Annotated in this window: 18 protein-coding genes and 1 other RNA gene; 5 read left to right on the top strand and 14 right to left on the bottom strand. The window is 63.0% G+C overall.

The window, feature by feature from the left end:
* Positions 1 to 7: 7 nt before the first annotated feature.
* The 5 genes from BM382_RS24850 to dnaX all read right to left on the bottom strand — a co-directional run bounded on the left by BM382_RS24850 (position 8) and on the right by dnaX (position 5,657).
* Positions 8 to 1,156: an acyl-CoA dehydrogenase family protein gene (locus BM382_RS24850; protein ID WP_011060228.1), complete on the bottom strand. Its 1,149-nt coding sequence runs from the start codon at positions 1,154 to 1,156 to the stop codon at positions 8 to 10.
* Positions 1,157 to 1,258: 102 nt separating this feature from the next.
* Positions 1,259 to 1,861, bottom strand: a complete 603-nt coding sequence (gene recR, locus BM382_RS24845; protein WP_011060227.1) for a recombination mediator RecR — start codon at positions 1,859 to 1,861, stop codon at positions 1,259 to 1,261.
* A 58-nt stretch (positions 1,862 to 1,919) separates the two neighbouring features.
* On the bottom strand, positions 1,920 to 2,963 hold the full coding sequence (locus BM382_RS24840) for an NADP-dependent oxidoreductase (RefSeq protein ID WP_011060226.1): 1,044 nt from the start codon (positions 2,961 to 2,963) through the stop codon (positions 1,920 to 1,922).
* Positions 2,964 to 3,173: 210 nt separating this feature from the next.
* The gene (locus BM382_RS24835; RefSeq protein WP_015634779.1) at positions 3,174 to 3,512 is read right to left on the bottom strand and encodes a YbaB/EbfC family nucleoid-associated protein; all 339 of its coding nucleotides are present in this window, start codon (positions 3,510 to 3,512) and stop codon (positions 3,174 to 3,176) included.
* A 66-nt stretch (positions 3,513 to 3,578) separates the two neighbouring features.
* Positions 3,579 to 5,657 carry a DNA polymerase III subunit gamma/tau gene (gene dnaX, locus BM382_RS24830; protein ID WP_011060224.1) on the bottom strand — a complete coding sequence of 693 codons (2,079 nt, stop codon included), beginning with the start codon at positions 5,655 to 5,657 and terminating at the stop codon, positions 3,579 to 3,581.
* 139 nt (positions 5,658 to 5,796) lie between these two features.
* Between dnaX and BM382_RS24825 the strand changes: the two genes are divergently transcribed.
* Complete coding sequence (locus BM382_RS24825) at positions 5,797 to 6,567, top strand: substrate-binding periplasmic protein (protein ID WP_011060223.1); 771 nt, start codon at positions 5,797 to 5,799, stop codon at positions 6,565 to 6,567.
* On the opposite strand, the gene BM382_RS24820 is transcribed toward BM382_RS24825, so the two are convergent.
* Both BM382_RS24820 and BM382_RS24815 read right to left on the bottom strand, forming a co-directional pair.
* The gene (locus BM382_RS24820; protein ID WP_011060222.1) at positions 6,540 to 8,258 is read right to left on the bottom strand and encodes a putative bifunctional diguanylate cyclase/phosphodiesterase; all 1,719 of its coding nucleotides are present in this window, start codon (positions 8,256 to 8,258) and stop codon (positions 6,540 to 6,542) included. The two genes, BM382_RS24825 and BM382_RS24820, sit on opposite strands and share 28 nt — an antisense overlap.
* Positions 8,259 to 8,276: 18 nt before the next feature.
* Entirely contained in the window at positions 8,277 to 9,842 is a 1,566-nt protein-coding gene (locus BM382_RS24815) for a methyl-accepting chemotaxis protein (RefSeq protein ID WP_041116893.1), read from the bottom strand.
* A 444-nt stretch (positions 9,843 to 10,286) separates the two neighbouring features.
* Here BM382_RS24815 and BM382_RS24810 point away from each other — a divergent pair, with 444 nt between their 5' ends.
* From BM382_RS24810 to BM382_RS24800, 3 genes are all read left to right on the top strand, one after another.
* A complete protein-coding gene (locus BM382_RS24810; protein WP_011060220.1) occupies positions 10,287 to 10,601 on the top strand; it encodes a helix-turn-helix domain-containing protein in 315 nt (104 codons plus the stop codon).
* A 146-nt stretch (positions 10,602 to 10,747) separates the two neighbouring features.
* Positions 10,748 to 11,119: a VOC family protein gene (locus BM382_RS24805; protein WP_011060219.1), complete on the top strand. Its 372-nt coding sequence runs from the start codon at positions 10,748 to 10,750 to the stop codon at positions 11,117 to 11,119.
* A 131-nt stretch (positions 11,120 to 11,250) separates the two neighbouring features.
* On the top strand, positions 11,251 to 12,144 hold the full coding sequence (locus BM382_RS24800; RefSeq protein ID WP_065363450.1) for a DUF2167 domain-containing protein: 894 nt from the start codon (positions 11,251 to 11,253) through the stop codon (positions 12,142 to 12,144).
* A gap of 55 nt (positions 12,145 to 12,199) precedes the next feature.
* Here the strand turns inward: BM382_RS24800 and BM382_RS24795 are convergent, their stop codons facing one another.
* A complete protein-coding gene (locus BM382_RS24795; protein ID WP_011060217.1) occupies positions 12,200 to 13,123 on the bottom strand; it encodes a DMT family transporter in 924 nt (307 codons plus the stop codon).
* A gap of 105 nt (positions 13,124 to 13,228) precedes the next feature.
* Between BM382_RS24795 and BM382_RS24790 the strand changes: the two genes are divergently transcribed.
* Positions 13,229 to 14,095, top strand: coding sequence for a LysR family transcriptional regulator (locus BM382_RS24790; protein ID WP_011060216.1), 867 nt, complete (start codon positions 13,229 to 13,231; stop codon positions 14,093 to 14,095).
* A 53-nt stretch (positions 14,096 to 14,148) separates the two neighbouring features.
* On the opposite strand, the gene BM382_RS24785 is transcribed toward BM382_RS24790, so the two are convergent.
* The 6 genes from BM382_RS24785 to smc form a co-directional block, all read right to left on the bottom strand.
* Positions 14,149 to 14,652 (bottom strand): GrpB family protein, encoded by a 504-nt coding sequence (locus BM382_RS24785; RefSeq protein ID WP_015634772.1) that lies wholly within the window; start codon positions 14,650 to 14,652, stop codon positions 14,149 to 14,151.
* Positions 14,653 to 14,844: 192 nt separating this feature from the next.
* Positions 14,845 to 14,941, bottom strand: an RNA gene (gene ffs / locus BM382_RS24780) — signal recognition particle sRNA small type.
* 225 nt (positions 14,942 to 15,166) lie between these two features.
* Positions 15,167 to 16,333 (bottom strand): zinc-binding metallopeptidase family protein, encoded by a 1,167-nt coding sequence (locus BM382_RS24775; protein WP_011060214.1) that lies wholly within the window; start codon positions 16,331 to 16,333, stop codon positions 15,167 to 15,169.
* Positions 16,334 to 16,453: 120 nt separating this feature from the next.
* On the bottom strand, positions 16,454 to 18,820 hold the full coding sequence (gene ligA / locus BM382_RS24770) for an NAD-dependent DNA ligase LigA (protein ID WP_072444159.1): 2,367 nt from the start codon (positions 18,818 to 18,820) through the stop codon (positions 16,454 to 16,456).
* A 125-nt stretch (positions 18,821 to 18,945) separates the two neighbouring features.
* On the bottom strand, positions 18,946 to 19,800 hold the full coding sequence (gene zipA, locus BM382_RS24765) for a cell division protein ZipA (protein WP_047284900.1): 855 nt from the start codon (positions 19,798 to 19,800) through the stop codon (positions 18,946 to 18,948).
* A gap of 257 nt (positions 19,801 to 20,057) precedes the next feature.
* Complete coding sequence (gene smc / locus BM382_RS24760; RefSeq protein ID WP_072444161.1) at positions 20,058 to 23,546, bottom strand: chromosome segregation protein SMC; 3,489 nt, start codon at positions 23,544 to 23,546, stop codon at positions 20,058 to 20,060.
* Position 23,547: the final 1 nt, after the last annotated feature.

Raw genomic sequence — 23,547 nt, 5'->3', positions numbered from 1 at the left:
CCTGCACCTACAGCCCCATCTGCTTGCTGATGATTTCGTTCATCACCTCGCGAGTGCCGCCGCCGATCGACAGAATGCGGTTGTCGCGATACAGGCGCTCCACCAGGCTTTCGCGCATGTAGCCCATGCCACCGAGGATCTGCACCGCATCGTGGGTAATACGGTCGGCGGTATCGGTGGCGAAGTTCTTGGCCATGGAAATTTCCTTGATCACACTCTTGCCGGCGGCCATCTTCGCCGCCTGGCGATAGGTGAACTCCCGGGAAACCTCCAGGGCCGTGGCCATCTCCGCCAGACGGTGCTTGAGCACCTGGAACTTGGCGATGGGCTTGCCGAACGCCTCCCGCTCGCGCGCCCACTTCAGGCTTTCCTCCAGGGCCATCTGTGAGGTCATGTTGGCCATCAGGGCCAGGGCCAGGCGTTCGCTCTGGAAGTTGCCCATGATGCAGGCAAAGCCCATGTTCTCGGCACCGATCAGGTTGCCCACCGGCACCCGGCAATCGTCGAAGAACAGCTCGGCGGTATCCGAGGCCCACCAGCCCATCTTTTTCAACTGCCGACCCACAGTGAAGCCCGGCGTGCCCTTTTCGACCAGCAACAGGCTGATGCCGCCGTAGCCAGGTTCGCCGGTGCGCACCGCAACGGTGTAGAAGTCGGCGCGCACGCCACTGGTGATGAAGGTCTTGCTGCCACTGAGCCGGTAATGATCGCCATCGCGCACGGCGCGGGTCTGCAGGTTGGCCACGTCCGAGCCGCCGCCGGGCTCGGTGACCGCCAGGGCGCTGATCTTCTCCCCCGACAACACCAGCGGTGCGACCCGCTCACGCAATTCGGGGCGAGCCCATTTGACGATGGGCGGCAGGCCGATATCCAGGGAGCCGAGGCCCGCCACCAGGCCGCCGGAGCCACTGCGCATCAACTCCTCGCTGGCGGCGATCTTGGCGAACAGATCACCCTCATGGCTGCCGCCCAGGGCCTCGGGGTAACCGATGCCCAGAAGCCCGGCGGCCCCGGCCTTGAGGTACAGCTCACGGGGGAAACTGCCCGCCTCCTCCCACTCGTCGATCTGGGGAAGGATTTCACGCTCGACGAAACGTCGCACGCTGTCGCGGACCAACTGGTGGCTGGGGTCGAAGTATTCCTGGCAGGCAGACATCGGCAAGCTCCTCTGAAGGGTCGAAGGAACTTACCAAGCGCTTGCTTGGTTTTCAAGAGAATGCGTGGCGCATCCTTCGCCAGTCAGCCGGCTTCCGCAGTCTTACAACGCTATGGGTTTGCGCCCGGCAAAGGAGTGAGCCAGGGTGCCGCCATCCACCAGTTCCAGCTCGCCGCCCAGAGGCACGCCGTGAGCGATGCGCGAGGTGATCAGGCCCTTGTTGGTCAGCAGTTGGGCGATGTAGTGCGCAGTGGCTTCGCCTTCCACAGTCGGGTTGGTGGCCAGGATCACTTCGCTGAAGCTGCCCTGCTCCTCGATACGCGCCAGCAACTGCGGAATGCCGATGGCCTCCGGGCCCAGGCCATCCAGAGGCGACAGGTGGCCTTTGAGCACGAAGTAGCGCCCGCGATAGCCGGTCTGCTCCACCGCGTACACATCCATCGGCCCTTCCACCACGCACAGCAGGGTGTCGTCGCGACGCGGATCGGCACACTGCGGGCACAGCTCGTCTTCGGTCAGGGTCCGGCACTGGCGGCAATGCCCCACGCCTTCCATGGCCTGGCTCAAGGCCTGCGCCAGGCGCAAGCCACCACTGCGATCACGCTCGAGCAGTTGCAGGGCCATGCGCTGGGCGGTTTTCTGACCCACGCCCGGCAAGGTGCGCAGGGCATCGATCAGTTGGCGAATCAGGGGGCTGAAGCTCATGGGCAAAGGTCCGACAAAAACAACGAGACGCGGTTTATACCCGCGCCTCGGGGTAGCGTCAAATGCTCGCGTCCGGGGCGACCTTGACCACCAGCTTGCCGAAGTTGCGCCCCTCCAGCAGGCCAATGAAGGCTTCTGGTGCCTGCTCCAGTCCCTCGACCACGTCCTCCTTGAACTTGACCTTGCCTTCGCGCACCCAGGGCGCCATGGCCTTGATGAACTCCGGATGGCGGTCGCCATAGTCGTCGAAGACAATAAAGCCCTGGATGCGTACCCGCTTGGTGAGCAAGGTGCGCTGCAGCAGTGGCAGGCGATCCGGCCCCGGCGGCAGCGCCTGGGCGTTGTACTGGGCGATCAGCCCGCACAGGGGAATACGCGCCCTGGGGTTGAGCAGGGGCAGTACCCCGTCGAAGACCTTGCCACCGACGTTCTCAAAATAGATGTCCACGCCCTTGAAGCAGGCCTGGGCCAGTTCGTCGGCAAAGTCGGGGCTCTTGTGATCGATGCAGGCATCAAAACCCAGCTCCTCGACCACATAGCGGCATTTGTCGGCGCCACCGGCCACGCCCACCACCCGCAGCCCCTTGAGCTTCGCCACCTGCCCCACCACCGACCCCACGGCGCCGGAGGCCGCACCCACCACCAGGGTTTCCCCGGCCTTGGGCTGGCCGATGTCCATCAGCCCCATGTAGGCGGTCATTCCGGGCATGCCGAGCACACCCAGGGCCATGGAAGGGCTGGGCAGGCCAGAGGGCACCGGGATCAGATTGCGGCCATCGCAAATGCAGTGGCTCTGCCAACCAGTGGCGCCCACCACCAGGTCGCCCTCCTGGAACTTGGGGTTGAGCGAACGCTCGACCCGGCTCACTGCACCGCCGGTCATGACCTCGTCTATTTCCACCGGCGCCGCATAGGACGGGGCATCACTCATGCGCCCGCGCATGTAGGGGTCCAGGGACAGGTAGAGGGTCTTCAACAGCACCTGGCCATCAGCCAGTTCCGGCAAGGCCACCCGCTCCAGGCGGAAATTCTCCGGGACCGGCGCGCCTTCGGGCCGAGAGACCAGTACCACGCGCTGATTGAGGGTCAATGTTTGCGGCATCATGGACACTCCTTTAGGGAAGGTTGAATGAAAGGGTATAGGTTGCAGACCCTGTGAATAGCATCACGTTCGATGTTTCTGCAGATGGATCTGCTGTGGCCTTCGCCGGCCAGCCGGCTGCTACCCACAGCGCAGTGCTGATCGCCAGGGCAAAAAAAAGCCAGGCTCAAGGCCTGGCTTTATGTAGTCCATCCGATGCGCTTGCGCGAATCAGAACGGCAATTTCATGCCTGGGGGCAGTTGCATGCCGGCGGTCATGCCGGACATCTTTTCCTGGCTGTTGGACTCGATCTTGCGCACGGCGTCGTTCACCGCAGCGGCAAACAGGTCTTCGAGCACTTCACGGTCATCTTCGCTGACGCCTTCCAGCAGGCTCGGGTCGATGCTCACGCGCTTGATGTCATGACGGCCGGTCATGACTACGGTGACCATGTCGCCACCAGCCTTGCCGGTGACTTCGGCATTGGCCAGTTCTTCCTGCATCTTGGCCATTTTTTCCTGCATCTGCTGTGCCTGCTTCATCAGGCCGGCCATGCCACCTTTCATCATGGGAATTACCTCAAAGTACGGGGATGGAAACGGCGCCCGGCCCCTGGCCCGGCGCCCTTTGAATGATCAACCCTGAGCCGCCAGGGCCTCGACAGGTTCAATAGTATCGTGGCGCACCACTGCACCGAACTCCTGGACCATCCGCTGGATGAACGGATCACCATGGATCGACTCCTCGGCCTCGCGCTGACGATCGGCACGGCGCCGTGATGCAGCCTGGGCCGGGGTTTCCTGCTCGGGCTTGATCAGCTCGATCGCCAGGGTCAGGGTACGCCCGTGGTACTGGTTCAGGGCGTCGTTGAGGCGACGCTGCTGGGTGGCGTTGAACAGTGCGCTATGGGCCGGGTCCAGGTGCAGCAGCCAATGGTCGCCGTCCACGGCCATCAGGGTGCAGTTGGCGGCGATGCTGCCGGTCATGCCCGAGATCGGCAGTTTCGGGAACAGCTGCAGCCATTCCAGGGCCAGGCCAGTGGCCGGCTTGGCAGCAGGTTCGGGCTCGGGTTCCGGCGCCGGATCGGCTGCGTGCTCACTGGCCAGTTCGTCCAGGTAGCTGTAGGCCGAATCCATGTCCGGCTCGATATAGTCCTCGTCCAGCGGCGGCTCGTCGTCCAGGTCGATACCCGGAGTGGCGGCGTCGACTTCCGCCACCGTGGGTTCCGGCACCGGGGCGCTGACCCACTCCGGCGCGTCCGGCACCACGCTGTCCGGCGTCGGGGTCGGCATCGGCGTCAGCTCAGGCTGCTCGGCGGCCACCTCCAGCACCGGCTCGACCGCTGGCTGCTGTTCGATCTGTGGCTCCACCGGATCGTTCCAGGGCAGGTCGACCACCGCTTCGGCAACCACCGGCTCGGGTTCGACAGCGACCGCTTCGGCCACAGGGGGCGCGACAGGTTCGGGCGCGGCAACAGGTGCTGGCGCCACTGGAGCACTCACAACCGGAGCCGGGGCAACGGTCGCTACAGGCACGGCAGGTGCCGGCGCCGCCACGGCTTGGGCGGAATCAACTGTGGCCTGGCTGATCCCCACTGGCTTTAGCGGCTGTCTCGGTGCATCCGCGGTATCGGCTGGGCGGAAGGCCAGCATTCGCAGCAGGACCATTTCAAAGCCGCCGCGCGGGTCCGGCGCCAACGGCAGGTCGCGTCGACCGATCAGGCCCATCTGGTAATAGAACTGCACGTCTTCGGCAGGCAGGGCCTGGGCCAAGGCCAGCACCCGGTCACGATCGCCGTGCCCGTTGTCGACCCCTTCCGGCAATGCCTGGGCAATCGCCACCCGGTGCAGCACGTTGAGAATTTCCGAAAGCACGCCGTTCCAGTCCGGCCCCTGCTCCGCCAAATGCCGCACCGCCTCGAGCAACGCCTTGGCGTCGCCGTTGATCAGCGCATGCAGCACGTCATAGACCTGGCCGTGATCGAGGGTGCCGAGCATGGCCCGCACATCGGCCGCCATGACCTTGCCTTCACCGAAGGCAATCGCCTGGTCGGTGAGGCTCATGGCATCGCGCATCGAGCCATCGGCGGCGCGGCCCAGCAGCCACAGGGCGTCATCCTCGAACGGCACGTTCTCCACGCCCAGGACGTGGCTCAAGTGCTCCACCACCCGTTCCGGGGTCATGTTCTTCAGGGAGAACTGCAGGCAGCGCGAGAGGATGGTCGCCGGCAGCTTCTGCGGATCAGTGGTCGCCAGGATGAACTTGACGTAGGGCGGCGGCTCTTCGAGGGTCTTGAGCAGGGCGTTGAACGAGTGGCTGGAGAGCATGTGCACTTCGTCGATCAGGTAGACCTTGAAGCGCCCGCGGCTCGGTGCGTATTGCACGTTATCCAGCAATTCACGGGTATCCTCGACCTTGGTCCGGCTCGCGGCGTCGATCTCGATCAGGTCGACAAAGCGCCCCTCATCGATCTCGCAGCACACCGAACAGGTGCCACAGGGCGTGGAAGTGATACCTGTTTCACAGTTCAGGCATTTGGCAATGATTCGCGCGATGGTGGTCTTGCCCACCCCGCGAGTGCCGGTAAACAGGTAGGCGTGGTGCAGCCGCTGGCTGTCCAAGGCATTGATCAGAGCCTTGAGCACATGGGTCTGGCCGACCATTTCGCGGAACGAGCGCGGACGCCATTTACGTGCAAGAACCTGATAACTCATCGAAAACCGTCGCAACTGGAAAGCGGAAGCCGGTAATGCTAGCGGAGCAAGGGCGAAATTGCATCCGGCGCGCTCGTCTAATCTGTCTAAGCTTGCATTTTGCAAAGGATTGCTCGCCCGCCGACACCCTGGAGACTGTATGCGTTTGACCTGGTGCGCCCTGTTTCTCTTCAGCGCCAGCCTGGAAGCCGCAGAGCCGCCCCTGCGCTTTGCCATCGCCGACAGTTGGACCATGCCGGCCATCGAGGTCGAAGGCGACCAGCCCACCGATGGCATCCTTTTCGACACCATGAACAGCCTGGCCCGGCACCTGGGTACCCCGGCGCAGTTTCATGTCCTGGCCCGGGCCCGGGTGCAGAACGCCATGGCCCAGGGCGAAGTCGACGTGCGCTGCTACGCTGCCCAGGCCTGGCTGCCGAACCTCTCCGGGGATTACCTGTGGAGCGTGCCGCTGTTCATCCAGCGCAACCTGCTGGTGAGCACCCATCCGGAGCCCTCGGCGGTCAACCTGCAGCAACTGTCGCGCCAGCATATCGGCACCGTCCTCAGCTATACCTACACCCCCTTGCAGCCGCTGTTCGACACCAACCAGCTGATACGCGACGACGCCCGCAACGAGGAGCAGGTGCTGCAGAAACTGGTGGTCGGGCGTTACCGCTACGCCATCGCCAGCCAATGGACCCTGGACTGGTTCAACAAGACCCAGGCCACCGGCAACCCGCTGTACAGCGTCGCGGTGCTGCAGGAGCAGGCCGTCGGCTGCTATGTACGCAACGATCCGAGAGTGCCGGCCCAGCGCATCCTGCGCACCCTGTTGCGAATGAAGATGTCCGGCGAGATCGACGCCATCATCCAGCGTTACGTCGGCCCCCAGGACGACGCTCAGCCTCCCGACATCGCCTCGCCCTGAAGCTCGTCGCTTCGCCATGCCCGCGGTGGCTCAAAGCTACGCACCCAGTCCAGCACCGCCTCGGCGGGCATTGGTGGCGCAATGAAATCCCCCTGGGCGACGTCGCAGCCAAGGGCCATCAAGCGCTCGCCATGCGCCAGGCTTTCCAGCCCCTCGGCCACCACGCGCCGGCCAAAGGCCTGGGCCAGCCCCACCAACGCCTGGATCAGCGCCTGATCGTCCGCGTCGTGCAGCATGTCGCGCACGAACAGCCGGTCGATCTTGATGGTCTGGGTGCGCAGGCGCTTGAGGTAGCTGAGGGACGAATGGCCAGTGCCGAAGTCCCCCAGGGAGAACTGCACGCCAAATCCCTGGCAGGCATCGAGGCAATCGCTGACCCGCTGGATATTGTCGATGGCCACCGACTCGACGATTTCCAGGTCCAGCAACGCCGGCAACACATCCGGATAGCGATCGAGCATGTCCTTGAGCCGCTCGACGAAGTCCGGGCGCTGGAAATGCCGGGCCGCCACGTTCAGGCTCACCGGCCAGCCCAGCCCCGCCTGCTGCCAGCCTTGCAGGCGGGTCATCACCTGGTCCATGACCCATTCGCCGATCTCGACGATCAGGTCGGTCTCCTCCACCTGCTGCAGAAACTCCTGGGCCCCCAGCATGCCGCGCTGCGGGTGCTGCCAGCGCAGCATCGCCTCGAAGCCCACCACCTCACCGGTACGCATGTTCACCTTGGGCTGGAAGTACAGGCGCAACTCGCCTGCGAGCAAGGCCTGGCGCACCTGCTCGACAGTCTGGTAGGTGACCATCACTTCACGGTCGCGCAGCACATCGAACAGGTGGAAGCGGTTGCGTCCACTCTGCTTGGCCACGTACATGGCCTGGTCGGCGTGGCGCAACAAGGTGTCGGCGTCGTGGTTGTCGGTGGGGTACAGGGTCACGCCGATGCTGGCGAAGACATTGATGTCCTTGCCCTGGATCGAGTACGGCTGGGAAATGGTCGCCAATACCCTTTGCAACGCCGCGCGCAGCTCCAGCATGTCGCGCACGTAACGCAAAATCAGCACGAACTCGTCGCCGGCCAGGCGAGCCACCACGTCCTCGCCGCGGATGATCGAGCGCAGCCGCGCAGCCACCTCCACCAGCAGCAGGTCGCCACAGGCGTGGCCATAGCCGTCATTGACCGCCTTGAAGCCATCCAGGTCGAGCATGCACACCGCCAGGGGAATATCCTGCGCCCGGGAGAAATCCAGAGCCTGGTGCAGCAGGTCCGAGAGAAAGGCCCGGTTGGGCAGCCCGGTCAGCACGTCGTGGCCGACCCGCCATTGCAACGAATGCAACAGCTGGCGCTTTTCGCTGACATCGAAGCGGATCGACACATAACGCACCACCTGCCCGGAGCGCTGATCCACCAGCGGCACCATGGTGCTGTCGACCCAGTACAGGCTGCCGTCCTTGGCGCGGTTGCAGATCTCGCCCTTCCACACCCGGCCCTGGGTAATGGTCTGCCACAACTCGGCAAAGAACTCCGGCGGATGCAGCCCGGAACTGAGCATGCGGTGGTTGGCGCCGATCAGTTCTTCACGGCTGTAGCCCGAGACCTGGCAGAACAGATCGTTGACATAAGTGATGCTGCCGCCCAGGTCCGTCTCGGAGAAGATGGCGGCGGCATCGACGGCCCTGCGGTATTTCTCATCCATGAGTCGAACTCACTGTCGCTAGCGGTTGAACCGCTCGACCAGGGCACGCAACCCGGAAGAGATGTTTTCCAGCTCGGCGCCGCGAACCACTCCGGCGCTGGCATTCTCGGCAGTGCGCTGCACAGTGACAGCGACACTGTTGATCTGTTCGGACACCGATTCGGCTACATGGGACTGCTCCTGGGATGCCGCGGCCATTTGCTGGCTCATATCGGTAATGCGCTCCACTGCCGCGCCGATGCCTTGCAGCGCCTGCTGGGCCTGGACCACCTGCTGCACGCCCTGCTCCGCCTCCTCGATGCCCAGGCTGGCGATCTGCACGGCTTCGTCGGCCCCGGCGCGCAGGCTCTGGATGATGCCCTGGATCTGCTGGGTCGACTCGCGGGTCTTGCCGGCCAGGGCCCGCACCTCATCGGCGACCACGGCAAAACCACGGCCCTGCTCACCAGCTCGGGCTGCCTCGATGGCCGCATTCAGGGCCAGCAGGTTGGTCTGGTCGGCAATCGCCTGGATCATGCTCGCCGCCACCATGATCTCCTGGGTCTGCCCGGCCAGATCGCCCACGGCCTGGTTGATCTGGGTCACGGTGCGCGCCAGCAACTGGATGGCATCCCGCGAGGTGCCGGCCACCTCGCTGCCCTGCCGCGCCAGCAGGTTGGCGGTGTGGGCTTCGCTGGCGGTGTGCTGAACGTGTTCAGCGACCTCGGTGATTGAAGCAGCCATCTGGGTCATGGCGGCCGCGGTCATGTCGGTTTCCGCCCGCTGCTCCAGCAGCGCCGACTCGGTGCGGCTGGACAATTGGCTGGAATCGGCCGCTGCGGTAGCCATCTGCCGGGCCAGATCGCTGAGGCGGGTCAGGGCGGTCTTTAGGCGCGCCTCCTCACTGATCAGGATCATCTGCAACTGCGCCGCCGGCCCCAGTGCTTCGCTGTAGGCCAGGGCGCAGATCGGATCGGCAAAGGTGTTCGGTGTGCTACTGACAATCTGCTTGAGCTGCTGTCCCAGGCGGCGCTGGGCCAGCAGCCCGACAGCCACGAAACCCGCGACCGTACAGCCCTGGGCGGCCAGCGTCGGCAGCCAGTGGAAGGCGGCCAGGCAGCCTACCGCCACCGCCACCGGCAGCAGCAAGGGCCGGGCTGCGGCCTCGATGCGGCGCCAGGCGCAAACCGGCGCCTTGTCGGCCCGCAGGCGCGCATACAAGGTTTCGGCGCGGCTGACCTGCTCTCGGCTTGGCTTGACCCGCACCGACTCGTAGCCCACCAGTTTTCCGTCCTCCAGGATCGGCGTGACATAGGCGCTGACCCAATAGAAATTGCCGTTCTTGCAACGGTTCTTCACCACACCCATCCAGCTCTGGCCGGCCTTCAGGTAACCCCACATCGACTCGAACACCGCCGCCGGCATGTCCGGGTGGCGAACCAGGTTATGGGTGCTGCCGATCAGTTCGGCCTGGCTGAAACCGCTCATCGCTGCGAACTCGGCGTTGCAGTACGTGATGTGACTGTTGATGTCGGTGGCGGATATGAGCCGCTGCTGGTCGGGAAAGGTCTGCTCAACAGAGGTGACCGGCAAATTGAGACGCACTTTAGAACTCCATAGACAGCCTGCGATCAACAGTTACCGGCACCCGGCAAGAGGCTGACTCGCGATGTACTTTCCTGGCGGTACGGCTCAATCGGAAGGTTCGCCCTGATTGCAGCCGTACAGCGGTTTGCGCGGCAGTTGACCATCGATTCGACGGAGATCAACTAGGATCAGATGAGGCGTCAGGTGGGGACGGCGGACGGAGCGTTGGCGGGATTTACGAGACGTTCGAGCCTCTGCCAAGTCCTTGGTTTAGGTGAACAAGGGAAATGCAATGATTTCTTGTTTCATAAACCAGCCTTCTGAAACTAGATCACCAAATACCTGTCCGAAGCGCCGATTCTACGAAATGCATCACATTTTGCAAAGCAAGGTGATGAACCATGGTGTTGTCTAATGCCAATATTTATCGTTAAGTTCTTGATTCTAAATGGGAATTGAGCGATGCAAATTTCAAGTTTGGGTGCAGCCATCAAGCGCTATCGAAAGGTAGCGGGGCTTACTCAGGCTGAACTAGGTGAAAAAACCGGTTTTGACCCAAAAACCATCAGCCGCTTCGAAACCGGCACCTACACCCCCAGCGTTGAAGCTCTATTTCTGCTAGCCGAAGTACTGGGAGTGAAGCTGAAAGCCTTCTTCGCCGATCTGGGCGACGAAGAGGAACAGCGGGCTTATTTGTTCGGTGTCATTCACAAAGCCACCCCGAAGGATCTGGGAAAGCTGATAGCAGCGGTAGACCAGGCCTTGTCCAAGCCTTGAGCCCCGCAACAAATCAACTCCAAGAGGCAGGTTTATCGACACCGATAAGCCGGCCTCTTTTTCAATCGACGACTCCTGACAGGAACTGACAGGCCAGCCCCCTAAGCTTGCGCCCAACGCACCATCCAAAGGCCTCTGGAGTCGCCATGATCACCAACACCTATTTCCTGCTCTACGTGGACAGCCCTGCCCTCAGCGCAGAGTTCTATAGCCGCTTGCTGGATAAACCACCGGTGGAATCCGGCCCAACTTTCGCCTTGTTCATCCTCGACTCGGGGATCAAGCTTGGCCTCTGGTCCCGACACACTGTCCAGCCGAGCGCTCAGGCTGCCGGCGGTGGCGGCGAACTGGGCTGGGCCGTGGACAGCCGCGAAGCGGTGGATGAACTGCATCGGCACTGGCAAGCCCTGGGCATGACCATCGCCCAGCCGCCGACCCAGATGGATTTCGGCTACACCCTGGTGGCCCTCGACCCGGACGGCCACCGCCTGCGGGTGCTGTACCTGACCATCGACTGAGTCGCCAGCCCTGAAACAGCGCCGTATCGGCGCCCGACCCTGCAGCAAAATAAAACCGGCCGCCACATTGAGCCGCCCGGCACTCATCGTTATCCTCCCCGCCAACTTGTCACAAAATGTAAGGGAATACGATGAAGTACCTGCGCCTCCTCATGGCCATGGCCGCCCTCTGCGCCATGCCCTTTCTTGCCAGCGCCGCCACCGCGCCCGAGAGCAAGGACGCCGAACCCCAGACCGCCGAACAGTTTCTCGCCTCGCTCTCCCCACGCCACGGCAACGTCAAGCTGCCCGGGGATATCGCCAGCCTCGATCTGAGCAAGGAGTTCTACTACCTCAACCCCAAGGACACCGAGAAGCTGCTCACCGAGGGCTGGGGCAATCCACCTGGCTTCACCACCCTGGGCATGATCGTGCCCAGCGCCGTCAGCCCGCTGTCCGCCGAAGGCTGGGGCGTGATCATCAGCTACAAGAACGATGGGCACATCTCCGACGACGACGCCGCGAAGATCGACTACCAGGACCTGCTCAAGCAGATGCAGGAAGCGGACGAGGAAGACAACAAGCAGCGCCAGGAACAGGGCTACGGCGCCATTCACCTGCTGGGCTGGGCCGAGCAGCCAAGCTATGACGCGCAATCGCACAAGATGTACTGGGCCCGTGAACTCAAGGCCGAAGGCGCCCAGAGTCACACCCTGAACTACAGCATCCGCGTGCTGGGCCGCGAAGGCGTGCTGGAACTCAATGCCGTGGCTTCAATGGACGACCTGGACACCATCAAGCGCGAGATTCCCAAGGTGCTGGCCTTTACCAACTTCACCGACGGCAACCGCTACGCCGACTACAACCCGAGCACCGACAAACTGGCCTCCTACGGGCTCGCCGCCCTGGTGGCCGGCGGCCTCGCCAGCAAGGCAGGGCTCTTCGCCAAGCTCGGCGTACTGCTCCTGGCCGGCAAGAAATTCATCGTCCTGGGGGTATTGGGCCTTGCCGCCTTCATCGGCCGCCTGTTCAAGAAAAAGAGCTGAATCCCGCCCGGCAGCGCCCCGCTATTGCGCGGCGCTGTCACTTGCAAGGCCGGTACTAGCGGCCTTGCCCGCCAGGCACCTCATTGGCAGGTGTCGCCGACAAGCGCCGACGCCAACGCCCGTCCAATTGCATCGCCATCACGCTACCCAGCACCACTGCCGCCCCCAGCACCACGCTGGACTGCAGAGTTTCGCCCAGCACCGTCGCGGCCAGCAGCATCGCCACCGGCGGAATCAGGTACATGGCGATCGACGCGCGGCTGACCTCGACCCGTGCCAGCACATAGGCCCAGGCCAGGTAAGCCAGTGCACTGGGAAACAGCCCCAGCAATAGCACCGCGAGGTTCACCCGTAGTGATGCCTGGGCCACCGCCTGCGTCAGCCCGGGGGCATACACCAAGAGCAGTAGCGTACCGCCCCAGACCATGTAGCAGACAGTGGTCAACACCCCATAACGCCCGGAAAAGCGCCGCTGCAAGACGAAGTACAGCCCCCAGGAAAACGCCGCCAGAAGCACCAGCAGCCCTCGCGGCTCGATCGCCCCCAGGCCCTTGTCACCGGCCACCACCAGCACCGCCCCCAACAGCCCGATCACCACACAAAGCCAACGCCAGCCACTGACCGGCTCCCTGAGCCAGAAAAACGCGATCAGCGTGCTGAAGATCGGCGCGGACTGCGCCAGCACGCTGGATGCTCCGGCGCTCAGCCCTTGCTGGCCGTAGTTGAGGCTGACGTGATGAAAAGCGATGGCGAAGAAACCCAGTACCAGCAACCAGGGCAGGTCGCGCCAGCGCGGCAGGGAGATCTTCAGCACCAGCGCCATTGCGGCCATGAACAGCGAGGCAATCAGGAACCGCAGCAAGGCCAGGTGCCCGGGGCTGTAGCCCTCCAGGCCGATATGGATGCCCACCGGCGAATAGGCCCAACACAGAATCACCGCAGCGGTGGCCAGCACCAGCTTGAACAGGGGCGAGAGCATCACGACACAGATATCCAGAGGCAAGAAGAGGACCTGCAGTGTCCCGCCCTGCACAACTCACCACAATTAACCGATACTGAGGTTATTCCTCACTGGAAATGAGCAATGGAACTGACCCAACTGAAAATGGTGAAGGCTGTGGCCCGCACCGGCAGCATTGCCCGAGCGGCCGAGCAACTGCATTGCGTGCCGTCCAATATCACCAACCGCCTCAAGCAGCTGGAAGGCGAGCTGGGCACCGAGCTGTTTACCCGGGTCGGACGCGGCCTGCGGATCAGCCCCGCCGGGGAAATCTTCCTCGGCTACAGTGAACGCATCCTGGCCCTGGTGGATGAAGCCAAACGTGCGGTGGACAACCAGGCCGAACCCAGCGGCCTGTTGCGCCTGGGCTCGATCGAGTCATGCGCCGGTGGGCGCCTGCCTCCCCTGCTGGCGCAATACCACAAGCGCTATCCGAAGGTGAGCGTGGAGCTGGTGACCGGAACCTGGTCGCAACTCTTTGAAGAGCTGCTGCACCAACGCATCGACGGCGCCCTGGTGGCCATCGACAGCCTGCCGGCCAAACTGCAACAGACCGTGCTCTACCACGAACCCCTGGTGCTGATCTCCAGCGGAAACAGCGCCCCTATCCGCAGCGCCAGCGACTTGCAGCACCACAACCTGTTCATGTGGCCGCCGGGCTGCCCCTATCGCCGCGCCCTGGAAAACTGGTTGGGCAGGCACGGTCTGAACCTGCCCATCACCGGCTATGCCAGCTGGGGCACCATCATCGGCTGCGTCAGCGTGGGGGCCGGGGTCTCGCTGATACCGGAAGGGGTGCTGGAGCGCTATTCGCAATCGGCCAACCTGAGCGTGCAGCGCTTCGACGACCTGCTACCGGTGGATAACCGTTTTGTCTGGCACAAGGATGTACAACACCATGGCGCCAGGGACGCCTTTGCCCAGTTGCTGCGGGAGCAGCTGGGGGCCTGACAGCCCGCAGCAACCTTGCAGGCAACACCGAGCATTTGGGCACAACGAGGCAGTCACGATGACTGAGCCCCCATCAGGGCGTCGATAAAGGGGGCCTTCTGCGCAAGGTACTCGCCAATGCCCTCGCGATTGCTGGCCTCAAGCCGAAACTTCAGATCCTGATACTGTTGGCGGATGCCGCTGTCCTGACGCAACAGATCGCGAAAGCGCAGCATGCGCCCCACCTGCTCATGACCGGCGACACAGACATGCACCTTGTGGGTGCGTATACCCTCTACATCGCGACGGTAAAAATGATGCCCAGGGGACAGATTGCTACCCCGGACATACCCCAGGGTCGCCATGAAGGCATTGCGCGCGGCTTCATCCACCTGCTCCGCGACCACCACCAGCAGATCGATTTCCGGCTTGGCCGCCAATCCTGGAACAGCAGTGCTCCCCACGTGATGAATATCCATCAGCTCGCAACCGAAGCCTTTGGCTATGCGCGCCTTCTCCCCTGCAAATGCCGCAGGCCAACGATCGTCATAGAGGGAGATCTTACTGGTTAGCGCCATGACCACTCCTTGATGCAAAGGCGTTGGATATTCCAGGAGCCCGCCGCCCGGGCCAACAGGACACAGGGATTGGCGAACCACAAACAAGGCGCACGACAACGGCACGTCAACAGAAATGCTGCACGAGCTCGAAGGTTGGCAGGAATTTTGATTCATCTCGTTGAGGACCAACGAGGAGCGTTATGGAGGCAACCCCACCAGCCACACCCCGGCACACAATGTTCCCGCTGTGGCTGCTGCCTTCCGGCTCTGACCAGGTTCACGGGTAATCGTTGCGGGGGGACCGATGGGGTCACCATAACGACGCTCGCCTGACGGCGAGCCGCGCCATTGTACCTATCTGAGTCGAACTTACAACCGCTGGCTGCAGATTAAAATTCGATGGGCTTCAAGCACTTGGCCGTGGCCCACCTGCCGTGGGGGCGAACTTGCTGGCGAAACAGGCATCGCGGTGCACCAGGGAAATCGCGCTGGGGCCTTCGCGAGCAAGCTCGCCCCTACAGGACGGCGAGGATCAGTCCAGGGACAGGACTTCGTCGGCGCGGCCGCCTTCCTGCTGGATCACCAGGTGGATGAAATGCAATTTGGCAATCACCGCAGGCGGCAGGATGAAGGGGTAGAAATCCGGTTGGCCCATGCTGCGGGACAGTTCGTTGAGCATGCCCGCCAGTTCGATCCAGGCGTTGACGAAAGCCAGGAACGCCGGCCCGCCTGGATGCTGCGGATCATAGAGGCTGCTCAAGGGAAACGGCTGGTAGTCGAGGTCGACGTCCCGGGCGCTCATGCCGAAACCCAGGGCGGTGTCCACTGCGTCCACCATGTGCAGGTAGTGAGCCCAGGTCTCCGCCCAGTCTTCCCAGGGGTGCATGGTGGCGTAGGCGCTGACATGGCTTTGCTGCCAGCCAGCCGGCGCGCCCTTCTGATAGTGCCGCTCCAGAGCTTGCGCGTAGCTGTAGCGTTCATCGCCGAAGAGGCTGCGAAAGGCTTCCAGCCAGGGGCTGTTGGCTATCAACCGGTCCCAGTAGTAATGCCCCACTTCGTGACGGAAATGCCCGAGCAGGGTGCGGTAAGGCTCATGCATCTGGGCCCGGATCTTTTCCCGGTGGGCGTCGTCGGCTTCCTTGATATCCAGCGTAATAAGGCCGTTGGCATGCCCGGTAACCGGCGCCCTGCCCTCCAGATCGACACCGATGAAATCGAAGGCCAGCCCGGCCTGCTCATCCTCGCCCTTGGGGATCACCTGCAGCCCCAGGTCAAGCAATTGCGCCACCAACCGCCGCTTGGCAATTTCCACCTTGCGCCAGCGCTCCGGGTTCTCGGCTATGGACAGGTCGGGAATGGTGCGATTGAGCTTGCAGGCCACGCACAGGCTGTCGGTCAGATGCGCCGGCAGCAGCCAGTTGCAGGCTGCCGGGGTATCGAGGTTGGCGCAACGCCTGAAGGCGCCGGCTTCGGGCTTGGCATCCAGCACCCAGGTATCGCCCGCCGGCCCGGGCTGCAGGGAAGACAGCAGACCCAGGTGCGGTGCATAGCCAAGCATTGCCGAACAGGCCAGGCACTGGCTGTTGCGAAAGAACAGCGATTGCCCGCAGCGGCAGGACCAGAGTTTGCTATTACGTGAACGGTCGCCGACGAAGGGTGCGGCGATCCGGGAACTGAGCTGCTCGAAGAAGCGGTACATGGCGAATCCTCCCTGGGGCTTGCCAAGACTAGATCATGGGCAAGCCTGTGGGGTTCCAAGATTCGTACCACTGCGCCGCTGGCGACGAGGCGCACCCGAAGGCACGGCAGCGGCTACAGGTCAGGTCGGGACGCCGTGCTCGGTCAGGAAAGCCACGAAGGCCTGTTCGTCCAGCACCTTGAGCCCCAGTTCGTTGGCCTTGGCCAGTTTGGAACCGGCGCCGGGGCCGGCCACCACGCAGTGAGTCTTCGCCGAGACCGAACCCGCCACCTTGGCACCAAGGCTTTCCAGCTTGTCCTTGGCCACGTCGCGGCTCATCAGTTCCAGGGAGCCCGTAAGCACCCAGGTCTGCCCCGCCAGCGGCAGGCCCGCAACCACCTTCTTCTCGCTCTGCCAATGCATGCCAAAGGCCTGCAGCTGCTGTTCGATGGCCTGGGCCAGTTGTGCGTTGGCCGGGTTGTCGAAGAATTCACGCACCGCCTTGGCCTGCTTCTCCGGCAGCGCCTGGCGCATGTCCAGCCAGTCGGCCTCGATCACGCCTTGCAGTGAGCCGAACTTGTCCGCCAGTTTCTGCGCGGCGCCCGGGCCTACTGAAGGGATGTTGAGCTTGTCGAGCATGCCGCCCAGGGTGGTGCTGGCGGCGAATTCGGCGCCCAGTTCGCCCTGATCCTGCAGCACCAGGCCGCATTGATCTGCCGCCAGCAGGGAACCGATGACTTCCTGGTTATGACTGTCCTCAAAGAAGCTGTGGATTTCGTGAGCCACTTCCAGACCGACATCCGGCAGATAGGTCAGCACTTGCGGCAGTGCCTGCTGAACCCGTTCCAGGCTGCCCAGGGAGCGCGCCAGGACCTTGGCGGTTTCCTCGCCGACATCCGGGATACCCAGGGCATAGATGAAGCGCGCCAGGGCCGGACGCTTGCTGTCTTCGATGGCCTTGAGCAGTTTGTTGCTGGACACCTCGGCAAAGCCTTCCAGGTCGATGATCTGCTCGTATTTGATCCTGTAGAGATCAGCCGGCGAGGCAATAAGGTTCTCGTCCACCAACTGTTCGATGGTCTTGTCCCCCAGGCCTTCGATATCCATGGCACGACGGGACACAAAATGGATGATCGCCTGCTTGAGCTGGGCCCCGCAGGCCAGCCGGCCAACGCAGCGATACACCGCACCTTCGCTGACGGTTTCCCGGCCCTTGCTGCGCTTGACCAGTTGCGTGCGCTCTACGTGGGAACCACAGACCGGGCAGCTCTCGGGGATCTGCACCGGGCGGGCGTTCTCCGGGCGCCGCTCGGTAACCACTTGCACCACTTGCGGAATCACGTCGCCGGCACGGCGGATGATCACCGTGTCACCGATCATCAAGCCGAGGCGCGCCACTTCATCCATGTTGTGCAAAGTAGCGTTGGATACAGTGACCCCGGCCACCTTGACCGGCTGCAAGCGCGCCACCGGCGTCACGGCACCGGTACGACCGACCTGGAACTCCACGTCCAGCAACTCGGTGAGCTCTTCCATGGCCGGAAACTTGTGGGCGATGGCCCAGCGCGGTTCCCGGGCACGGAAACCCAGTTCCCGCTGGGAGGCGATGCTGTTGACCTTGAACACCACGCCGTCGATCTCATAAGGCAACGCATTGCGCCGCTCGCCGATCTCGCGGTAGTAGTCCAGGCATTCGTCGATGCCCTTGGCCAGCCGCAGTTCACGACTGATGGGCATGCCCCACTGCTTCAACCGTTCAAGGTTGCCGATATGGGTGTCGGCGATGTCCGCGCTGACCTGGCCCAGGCCATAGCAGCAGAACTCCAGGGGCCGACTGGCGGTGATCTTCGAATCCAGCTGGCGCAGGCTGCCCGCCGCGGCGTTGCGCGGGTTGGCGAAAGTCTTGCCGCCCGCTTCCAGTTGCGCAGCGTTCAGGCGCTCGAAGCCGGCCTTGGACATGAACACTTCACCGCGCACTTCCAGGGTTGCCGGCCAGCCACTGCCTTGCAGCTTGAGGGGAATGTTGCGCACGGTACGCACATTGACGCTGATGTCTTCACCGGTGGTGCCATCGCCACGGGTGGCGCCGCGTACCAGTACGCCATCCTGGTACAGCAGGCTGACTGCCAGGCCATCGAGCTTGGGCTCGCAGCTGTACTCCACCGCCGCGCCGCCACCGAACAGATCACCGGCCGGCAGGTCCAGGCCTTCGTTGACCCGGCGATCGAACTCGCGCATGTCGACTTCCTCGAAAGCGTTGCCGAGGCTGAGCATGGGGATTTCATGACGCACCTGGGTGAAGGCCGAAAGCGCTGCGCTGCCGACACGCTGGGTTGGCGAATCGCTGGTCACCAGTTCAGGGTGCTCGGCTTCCAGGGCCTTGAGCTCACGGAACAGCCGGTCGTATTCCGCATCCGGGATGCTGGGTTCATCCAGTACGTGGTAGCGGTAGTTGTGCTGGTCCAGCTCAGCGCGCAGCTCAAGAATGCGGGTTTCGGCGGCGGTCATGGGGTTCTCTCACAAAGCAAAAGAGCAGCCTAGGCTGCTCGATCTGAAGATTGGGGCAAGGGCTTCGCTGGCAAGCCAGTTCCTGTACAAGCCAGCCCCTACATGGAGGGGCTGGCTTCAGGAGCTTAGCGCTTTTGGGTCAGGGCGCGGCGTTCGAATTCGACGATGCGCTGGCGGTAGTGTTCGATGGTCTGGGCAGTCAGGACGCTGCGTTGATCGTCCTTGAGCTCGCCATTGAGCTCCTGAGACAACTTGCGCGCCGCCGCCACCATCACGTCGAAGGCTTGCTTGGGGTGACGCGGGCCCGGCAGGCCGAGGAAGAAGCTGACAGCCGGGGTGCTGAAGTGGTCGATATCGTCCAGGTCGAACACGCCCGGCTTGACCGCGTTGGCCATGGAGAACAGCACCTCGCCGTTGCCAGCCATGCTTTCGTGGCGGTGGAAAATATCCATCTCGCCAAAACGCAGGCCGCTTTCCAGGATGTTCTGCAACAGGGCCGGCCCCTTGAAGCCGGCAGCGTCGCGGCAGATCACGCTGATCACCAGCACTTCTTCGGCTTGCGGCTGGTCCTTGTCGCTGTGGCTCGCGGACTTGCTTTCCTCGGCCGGGAAATCATCGTCGCGGCTGCTGAAGCTCGGGCCACTGTCCAGATCCAGGTCCAGGTTGAGGTCGCCCTGATGCGGCTCGCCACCGCGCTTGCCGCGCTTGGACGAAGAACTTTCCCGCGGTTCGCGGGCAGGCATGCTGACCGACGGCAGGTCATGCTCGTCCAACTGCGGCTCTTTATGGGTATCCAGAACGCGGGGCGGGCCCAGCAGCTCGGCACTGCCTTCATCGTCCGGCAGATTGGAAAGACTTCGATCAAGACGGAACTTCAACTTCCCCTTGCCGCCGCGCATACGCCGCCAGCCATCAAAAAGAATACCGGCGATAACAATAATGCCGATGACGATCAGCCACTCGCGCAGACCGATTTCCATGTAATCCCGTGCCTCTATAAAAAATGCTGAAAAATAAGGGGTTTACAATCTGCAAACCGCTTTAAAACGTGGCGCCAACTCTATGTTCTGAATGGCGTTTTGCCCACGCATAGGAAAAATTGACATTAAACTAGCACGACCAAAGGCAACTTTACACCGTCTGTCGCAACGGCTAGGGCCAATATATCGATTGGCCAGCTGGGTAATGGGAAAAATCCCCCCTACTTGCCCCCTACAGTCGCCTCAGTCGCCCGGACTCAAGAGTCCACCATCGCCATCGCCTCCTCGACATCCACGGCTACCAGGCGCGAACAACCGGGTTCGTGCATCGTTACCCCCATCAACTGATCAGCCATTTCCATGGCGATCTTGTTGTGGGTGATATAGATGAACTGCACGGTCTGCGACATCTCTTTAACCAATCTCGCGTAGCGTCCAACGTTAGCGTCATCCAGCGGTGCGTCAACTTCGTCGAGCATGCAGAACGGCGCCGGGTTCAACTTGAAGATGGCAAATACCAGGGCCAATGCGGTCAATGCCTTTTCGCCACCGGAGAGCAAATGAATGGTGCTGTTCTTCTTGCCCGGAGGACGCGCCATGATCGTTACCCCTGTATCGAGTAGATCTTCGCCCGTCAGTTCCAAATAAGCGCTGCCGCCACCGAAAACTTTTGGAAAGAGTGCCTGCAAACCGCCGTTGATCTGATCAAAGGTATCTTTGAATCGATTACGGGTTTCCTTGTCGATCTTGCGGATCACGTTCTCCAGGGTTTCCAGGGCCTCCACCAGGTCGGCATCCTGGGCATCCAGATAGCGCTTGCGCTCGGACTGCTGCTGATACTCGTCGATGGCCGCCAGGTTGATTGCGCCCAGGCGCTGGATCCGGGCGGCAATCCGTTCCAGCTCTTCTTCGGCGGCCTGCTCGCTGGCTTCTGCGGTCAGGGTCGCCAGCACGCCGTCCAGGTCGTAGCCGTCGGCCAGCAGTTGCTCCTGCAAGGTCTTGCGGCGCACGGTCAGGGCTTGCCATTCCATGCGCTGCTGCTCCAACTGGCCACGAATCAACTGCGACTGCTGCTCGGCCTGGTTGCGGCGCTTCTCGGCATCGCGCAATTCGCGGTCGGCATCTTCCAGGGCGATCTGCGCGGTCTTGAGCTCCACATCCACGGTCATGCGCTTTTCCAGCAGCTCTTCGAGCTTCAGGCGCAACTCTTCCAATGGCGCCTCGCCTTCTTCCAGGTTGAGGCTGAGTTGTTCGCGCTTCTCGGTCAGGCGCTCGGATTGCAGCTCCAGACGCTCCAGAGCCTGCCGGGTGGAATCGTGCTGGGCCTTGAGCGAGCCCATGCGCACTGCCAACTGGTGGGCGTGATCCTTGTGCTGGCGCGCTTCCTGGCGCACCCGGTCAAGACGCTCGCGCAGGCTGTCGCGCTGGGCCAGCAGCAGCTCACGCTGCTCGGTGTCCAGGGCCATGCTGTCGAGAGCGTCCTGCAATTGCAGGCGCGCCTCCCCAATCTGTTCGTGTTCCAGCTCGCGCTGTTCGCCAAGCTCCACCAGCTCTTCATCGAGACGGGTACGCCGCAAGGTCAGTTGTTCGGCCTTGGCCTTGCCGGCAGACAGCTTGGCCTTCAGCTCACCTTGCTGGCGGGCTTCGTCCTGCAGCAGACGGCGCAGATGCTCGCGACCGTTCTCCTGCTGGCGCTGCTGGGCCCGCAGGTTGAGCAACTGGCTTTCCAGGGCCTCGACACTGGCTTCGCGCTCATCGCGCTCCTGGGTCAATTGCTGGATTTCCTGACCCCGGGCCAGCACGCCGCTTTCCGCTTCGCTGGCGCGGCGCACCCGCAAAAAATGCCGGCCGACCCAGTAGCCATCGCGGCTGATCAGGCTCTGTCCGGCAGCCAGTTGCCCCCGCAAGGCCAGGGCCTGTTCGAGGTTTTCCACCGGTTTGACCTGACCCAGCCAAGGCGACAGATCCACCGTGGATTCCACCTTGTCCAGCAGGCTGCCGGGGATGCGCATTGCATCGCCTTGCTGGCTCAGCAGGCGCAGATCGCCTTGCTGGAAACCCGCGAGGTCAAGGCCGGTAAAATCGTCCACCAGCACCGCCTGCAGATCGGCGCCAAGCACGGTTTCCACCGCCAGCTCCCAGCCCGCTTCCACATGCATGCCATCGGCCAGGCGCGGGCGTTCGGCCAACTGCTGCTCACGCAACCACTCGGCGGTACCCGTGGCGGGGTCCAGTGCGGCCTGCTGCAAGGCTTCCAGGGAAGCCAGCCGGCCATTGAGGCGCTGCAATTCACCCTGAGCCTGCTGCTGTGCCTGGGTTGCCTGCTGCAATTGCTGGCGCAGTTGTTCCAGACGCTCGACCTGGGACTCCTCGCTGGCTTGCAGGTCTTCCAGGGTCGCCTCACTGGCAGCCAGTTGTTCGTTGAGTTCGAGGATCGCCGCGTCTTCCGGGTCGGCCGAAAGCAACTCGCGCTCCTCCCCCAGGCGCCGCTGGCGCTCGGACAGCCGCTCCATGCTGCCTTCGAGCTGCTGGATGCGTGACTGCTGCACTTCCGCCTGGCGCCGCGGTTCCGCGGAACTCAGGTTGAAGGCGTCCCACTGCTCCTGCCAGCCGTGCATGGTGGTTTCGGCTTCTTCCAAGGTTGCAGCGGCTTCTTCGGCTGCGGCGGCGGTGACTTCCTGCTCGGGTTCGAGCATCGCCAGCTCTTCCCCCAGGGTCGCCAGCAAGGTGCGGTCGTGCCCCAGGTGCGACTCGGTTTCCAGGCGCGCGCGCTCGGCTTCCTTGAGGTCGTCCTGCAACTGCCGCAGGCGCTGCTGGCCATGCTGGATGCTCTGCTCGACCCGGGCGATGTCACCGCCCACCGAATAGAAGCGCCCCTGCACCAGATTGAAGCGTTCGGAGAGCTCGTGGTGCCCGTCGCGAAAGCGTTCGATAGCAGCATCGGCGTTGCGCTGCTCGGCCACCAGGGCCTCGAAGCTGACTTCCTGGCTACCGATTACCGACTCGCGCTGGCCCACCTGCTCATTCAGGGCCTGCCAGCGCAGGGCCGACAGCTGCGCCTTGAGCTGGCGCTCCTCGGCCTTGTATTCCTGATACTTCTCGGCGGCCTGAGCCTGGCGATGCAAGCGTTCGAGCTGACGCTCCAGCTCTTCGCGCAGGTCGGTCAGGCGGGCGAGGTTCTCGTGAGTGCGGCGGATGCGGTTTTCCGTCTCGCGCCGGCGCTCCTTGTACTTGGAGATGCCCGCGGCTTCCTCGATGAAGTTGCGCAGATCCTCGGGCTTGGCTTCGATCAGCTTGGAGATCATGCCCTGTTCGATGATCGAGTAGCTGCGTGGCCCCAGGCCAGTGCCGAGGAAGATGTCGGTGATATCCCGACGGCGACATTTGGCGCCGTTGAGGAAATAACTGTTCTGGCTGTCGCGGGTCACCTTGCGGCGAATGGAGATTTCCGCATAGGCGGCGTACTCGCCCACCAGGGTGCCATCGGAGTTGTCGAACACCAGTTCGATGCTGGCCTGGCTCACCGGCTTGCGGCTGGTGGAGCCATTGAAGATGACGTCGGTCATCGACTCGCCGCGCAGGTTCTTCGCCGAGCTTTCGCCCATGACCCAGCGCACGGCGTCGATGATGTTCGACTTGCCGCAACCATTGGGCCCGACCACCGCCGCCATGTTACTGGGGAAGTTCACCGTGGTCGGATCGACGAAGGACTTGAACCCCGCCAGCTTGATGCACTTGAGTCGCACG

The sequence above is a fragment of the Pseudomonas sp. NFPP25 genome (genome assembly GCF_900116505.1).
GTDB classification, from domain to species: Bacteria; Pseudomonadota; Gammaproteobacteria; order Pseudomonadales; family Pseudomonadaceae; genus Aquipseudomonas; species Aquipseudomonas protegens.
This window is presented reverse-complemented; position numbering and strand designations above follow the sequence as displayed.

Bases quoted from the DNA above. Each gene is read 5' to 3' on its own strand.
- BM382_RS24850 (WP_011060228.1), bottom strand. From the start codon at position 1,156: ATGTCTGCCTGCCAGGAATACTTCGACCCCAGCCACCAGTTGGTCCGC.
- recR (WP_011060227.1), bottom strand. From the start codon at position 1,861: ATGAGCTTCAGCCCCCTGATTCGCCAACTGATCGATGCCCTGCGCACC.
- BM382_RS24840 (WP_011060226.1), bottom strand. From the start codon at position 2,963: ATGCCGCAAACATTGACCCTCAATCAGCGCGTGGTACTGGTCTCTCGG.
- BM382_RS24835 (WP_015634779.1), bottom strand. From the start codon at position 3,512: ATGATGAAAGGTGGCATGGCCGGCCTGATGAAGCAGGCACAGCAGATG.
- dnaX (WP_011060224.1), bottom strand. From the start codon at position 5,657: ATGAGTTATCAGGTTCTTGCACGTAAATGGCGTCCGCGCTCGTTCCGC.
- BM382_RS24825 (WP_011060223.1), top strand. From the start codon at position 5,797: ATGCGTTTGACCTGGTGCGCCCTGTTTCTCTTCAGCGCCAGCCTGGAA.
- BM382_RS24820 (WP_011060222.1), bottom strand. From the start codon at position 8,258: ATGGATGAGAAATACCGCAGGGCCGTCGATGCCGCCGCCATCTTCTCC.
- BM382_RS24810 (WP_011060220.1), top strand. From the start codon at position 10,287: ATGCAAATTTCAAGTTTGGGTGCAGCCATCAAGCGCTATCGAAAGGTA.
- BM382_RS24805 (WP_011060219.1), top strand. From the start codon at position 10,748: ATGATCACCAACACCTATTTCCTGCTCTACGTGGACAGCCCTGCCCTC.
- BM382_RS24800 (WP_065363450.1), top strand. From the start codon at position 11,251: ATGAAGTACCTGCGCCTCCTCATGGCCATGGCCGCCCTCTGCGCCATG.
- BM382_RS24795 (WP_011060217.1), bottom strand. From the start codon at position 13,123: ATGCTCTCGCCCCTGTTCAAGCTGGTGCTGGCCACCGCTGCGGTGATT.
- BM382_RS24790 (WP_011060216.1), top strand. From the start codon at position 13,229: ATGGAACTGACCCAACTGAAAATGGTGAAGGCTGTGGCCCGCACCGGC.
- BM382_RS24785 (WP_015634772.1), bottom strand. From the start codon at position 14,652: ATGGCGCTAACCAGTAAGATCTCCCTCTATGACGATCGTTGGCCTGCG.
- BM382_RS24775 (WP_011060214.1), bottom strand. From the start codon at position 16,333: ATGTACCGCTTCTTCGAGCAGCTCAGTTCCCGGATCGCCGCACCCTTC.
- ligA (WP_072444159.1), bottom strand. From the start codon at position 18,820: ATGACCGCCGCCGAAACCCGCATTCTTGAGCTGCGCGCTGAGCTGGAC.
- zipA (WP_047284900.1), bottom strand. From the start codon at position 19,800: ATGGAAATCGGTCTGCGCGAGTGGCTGATCGTCATCGGCATTATTGTT.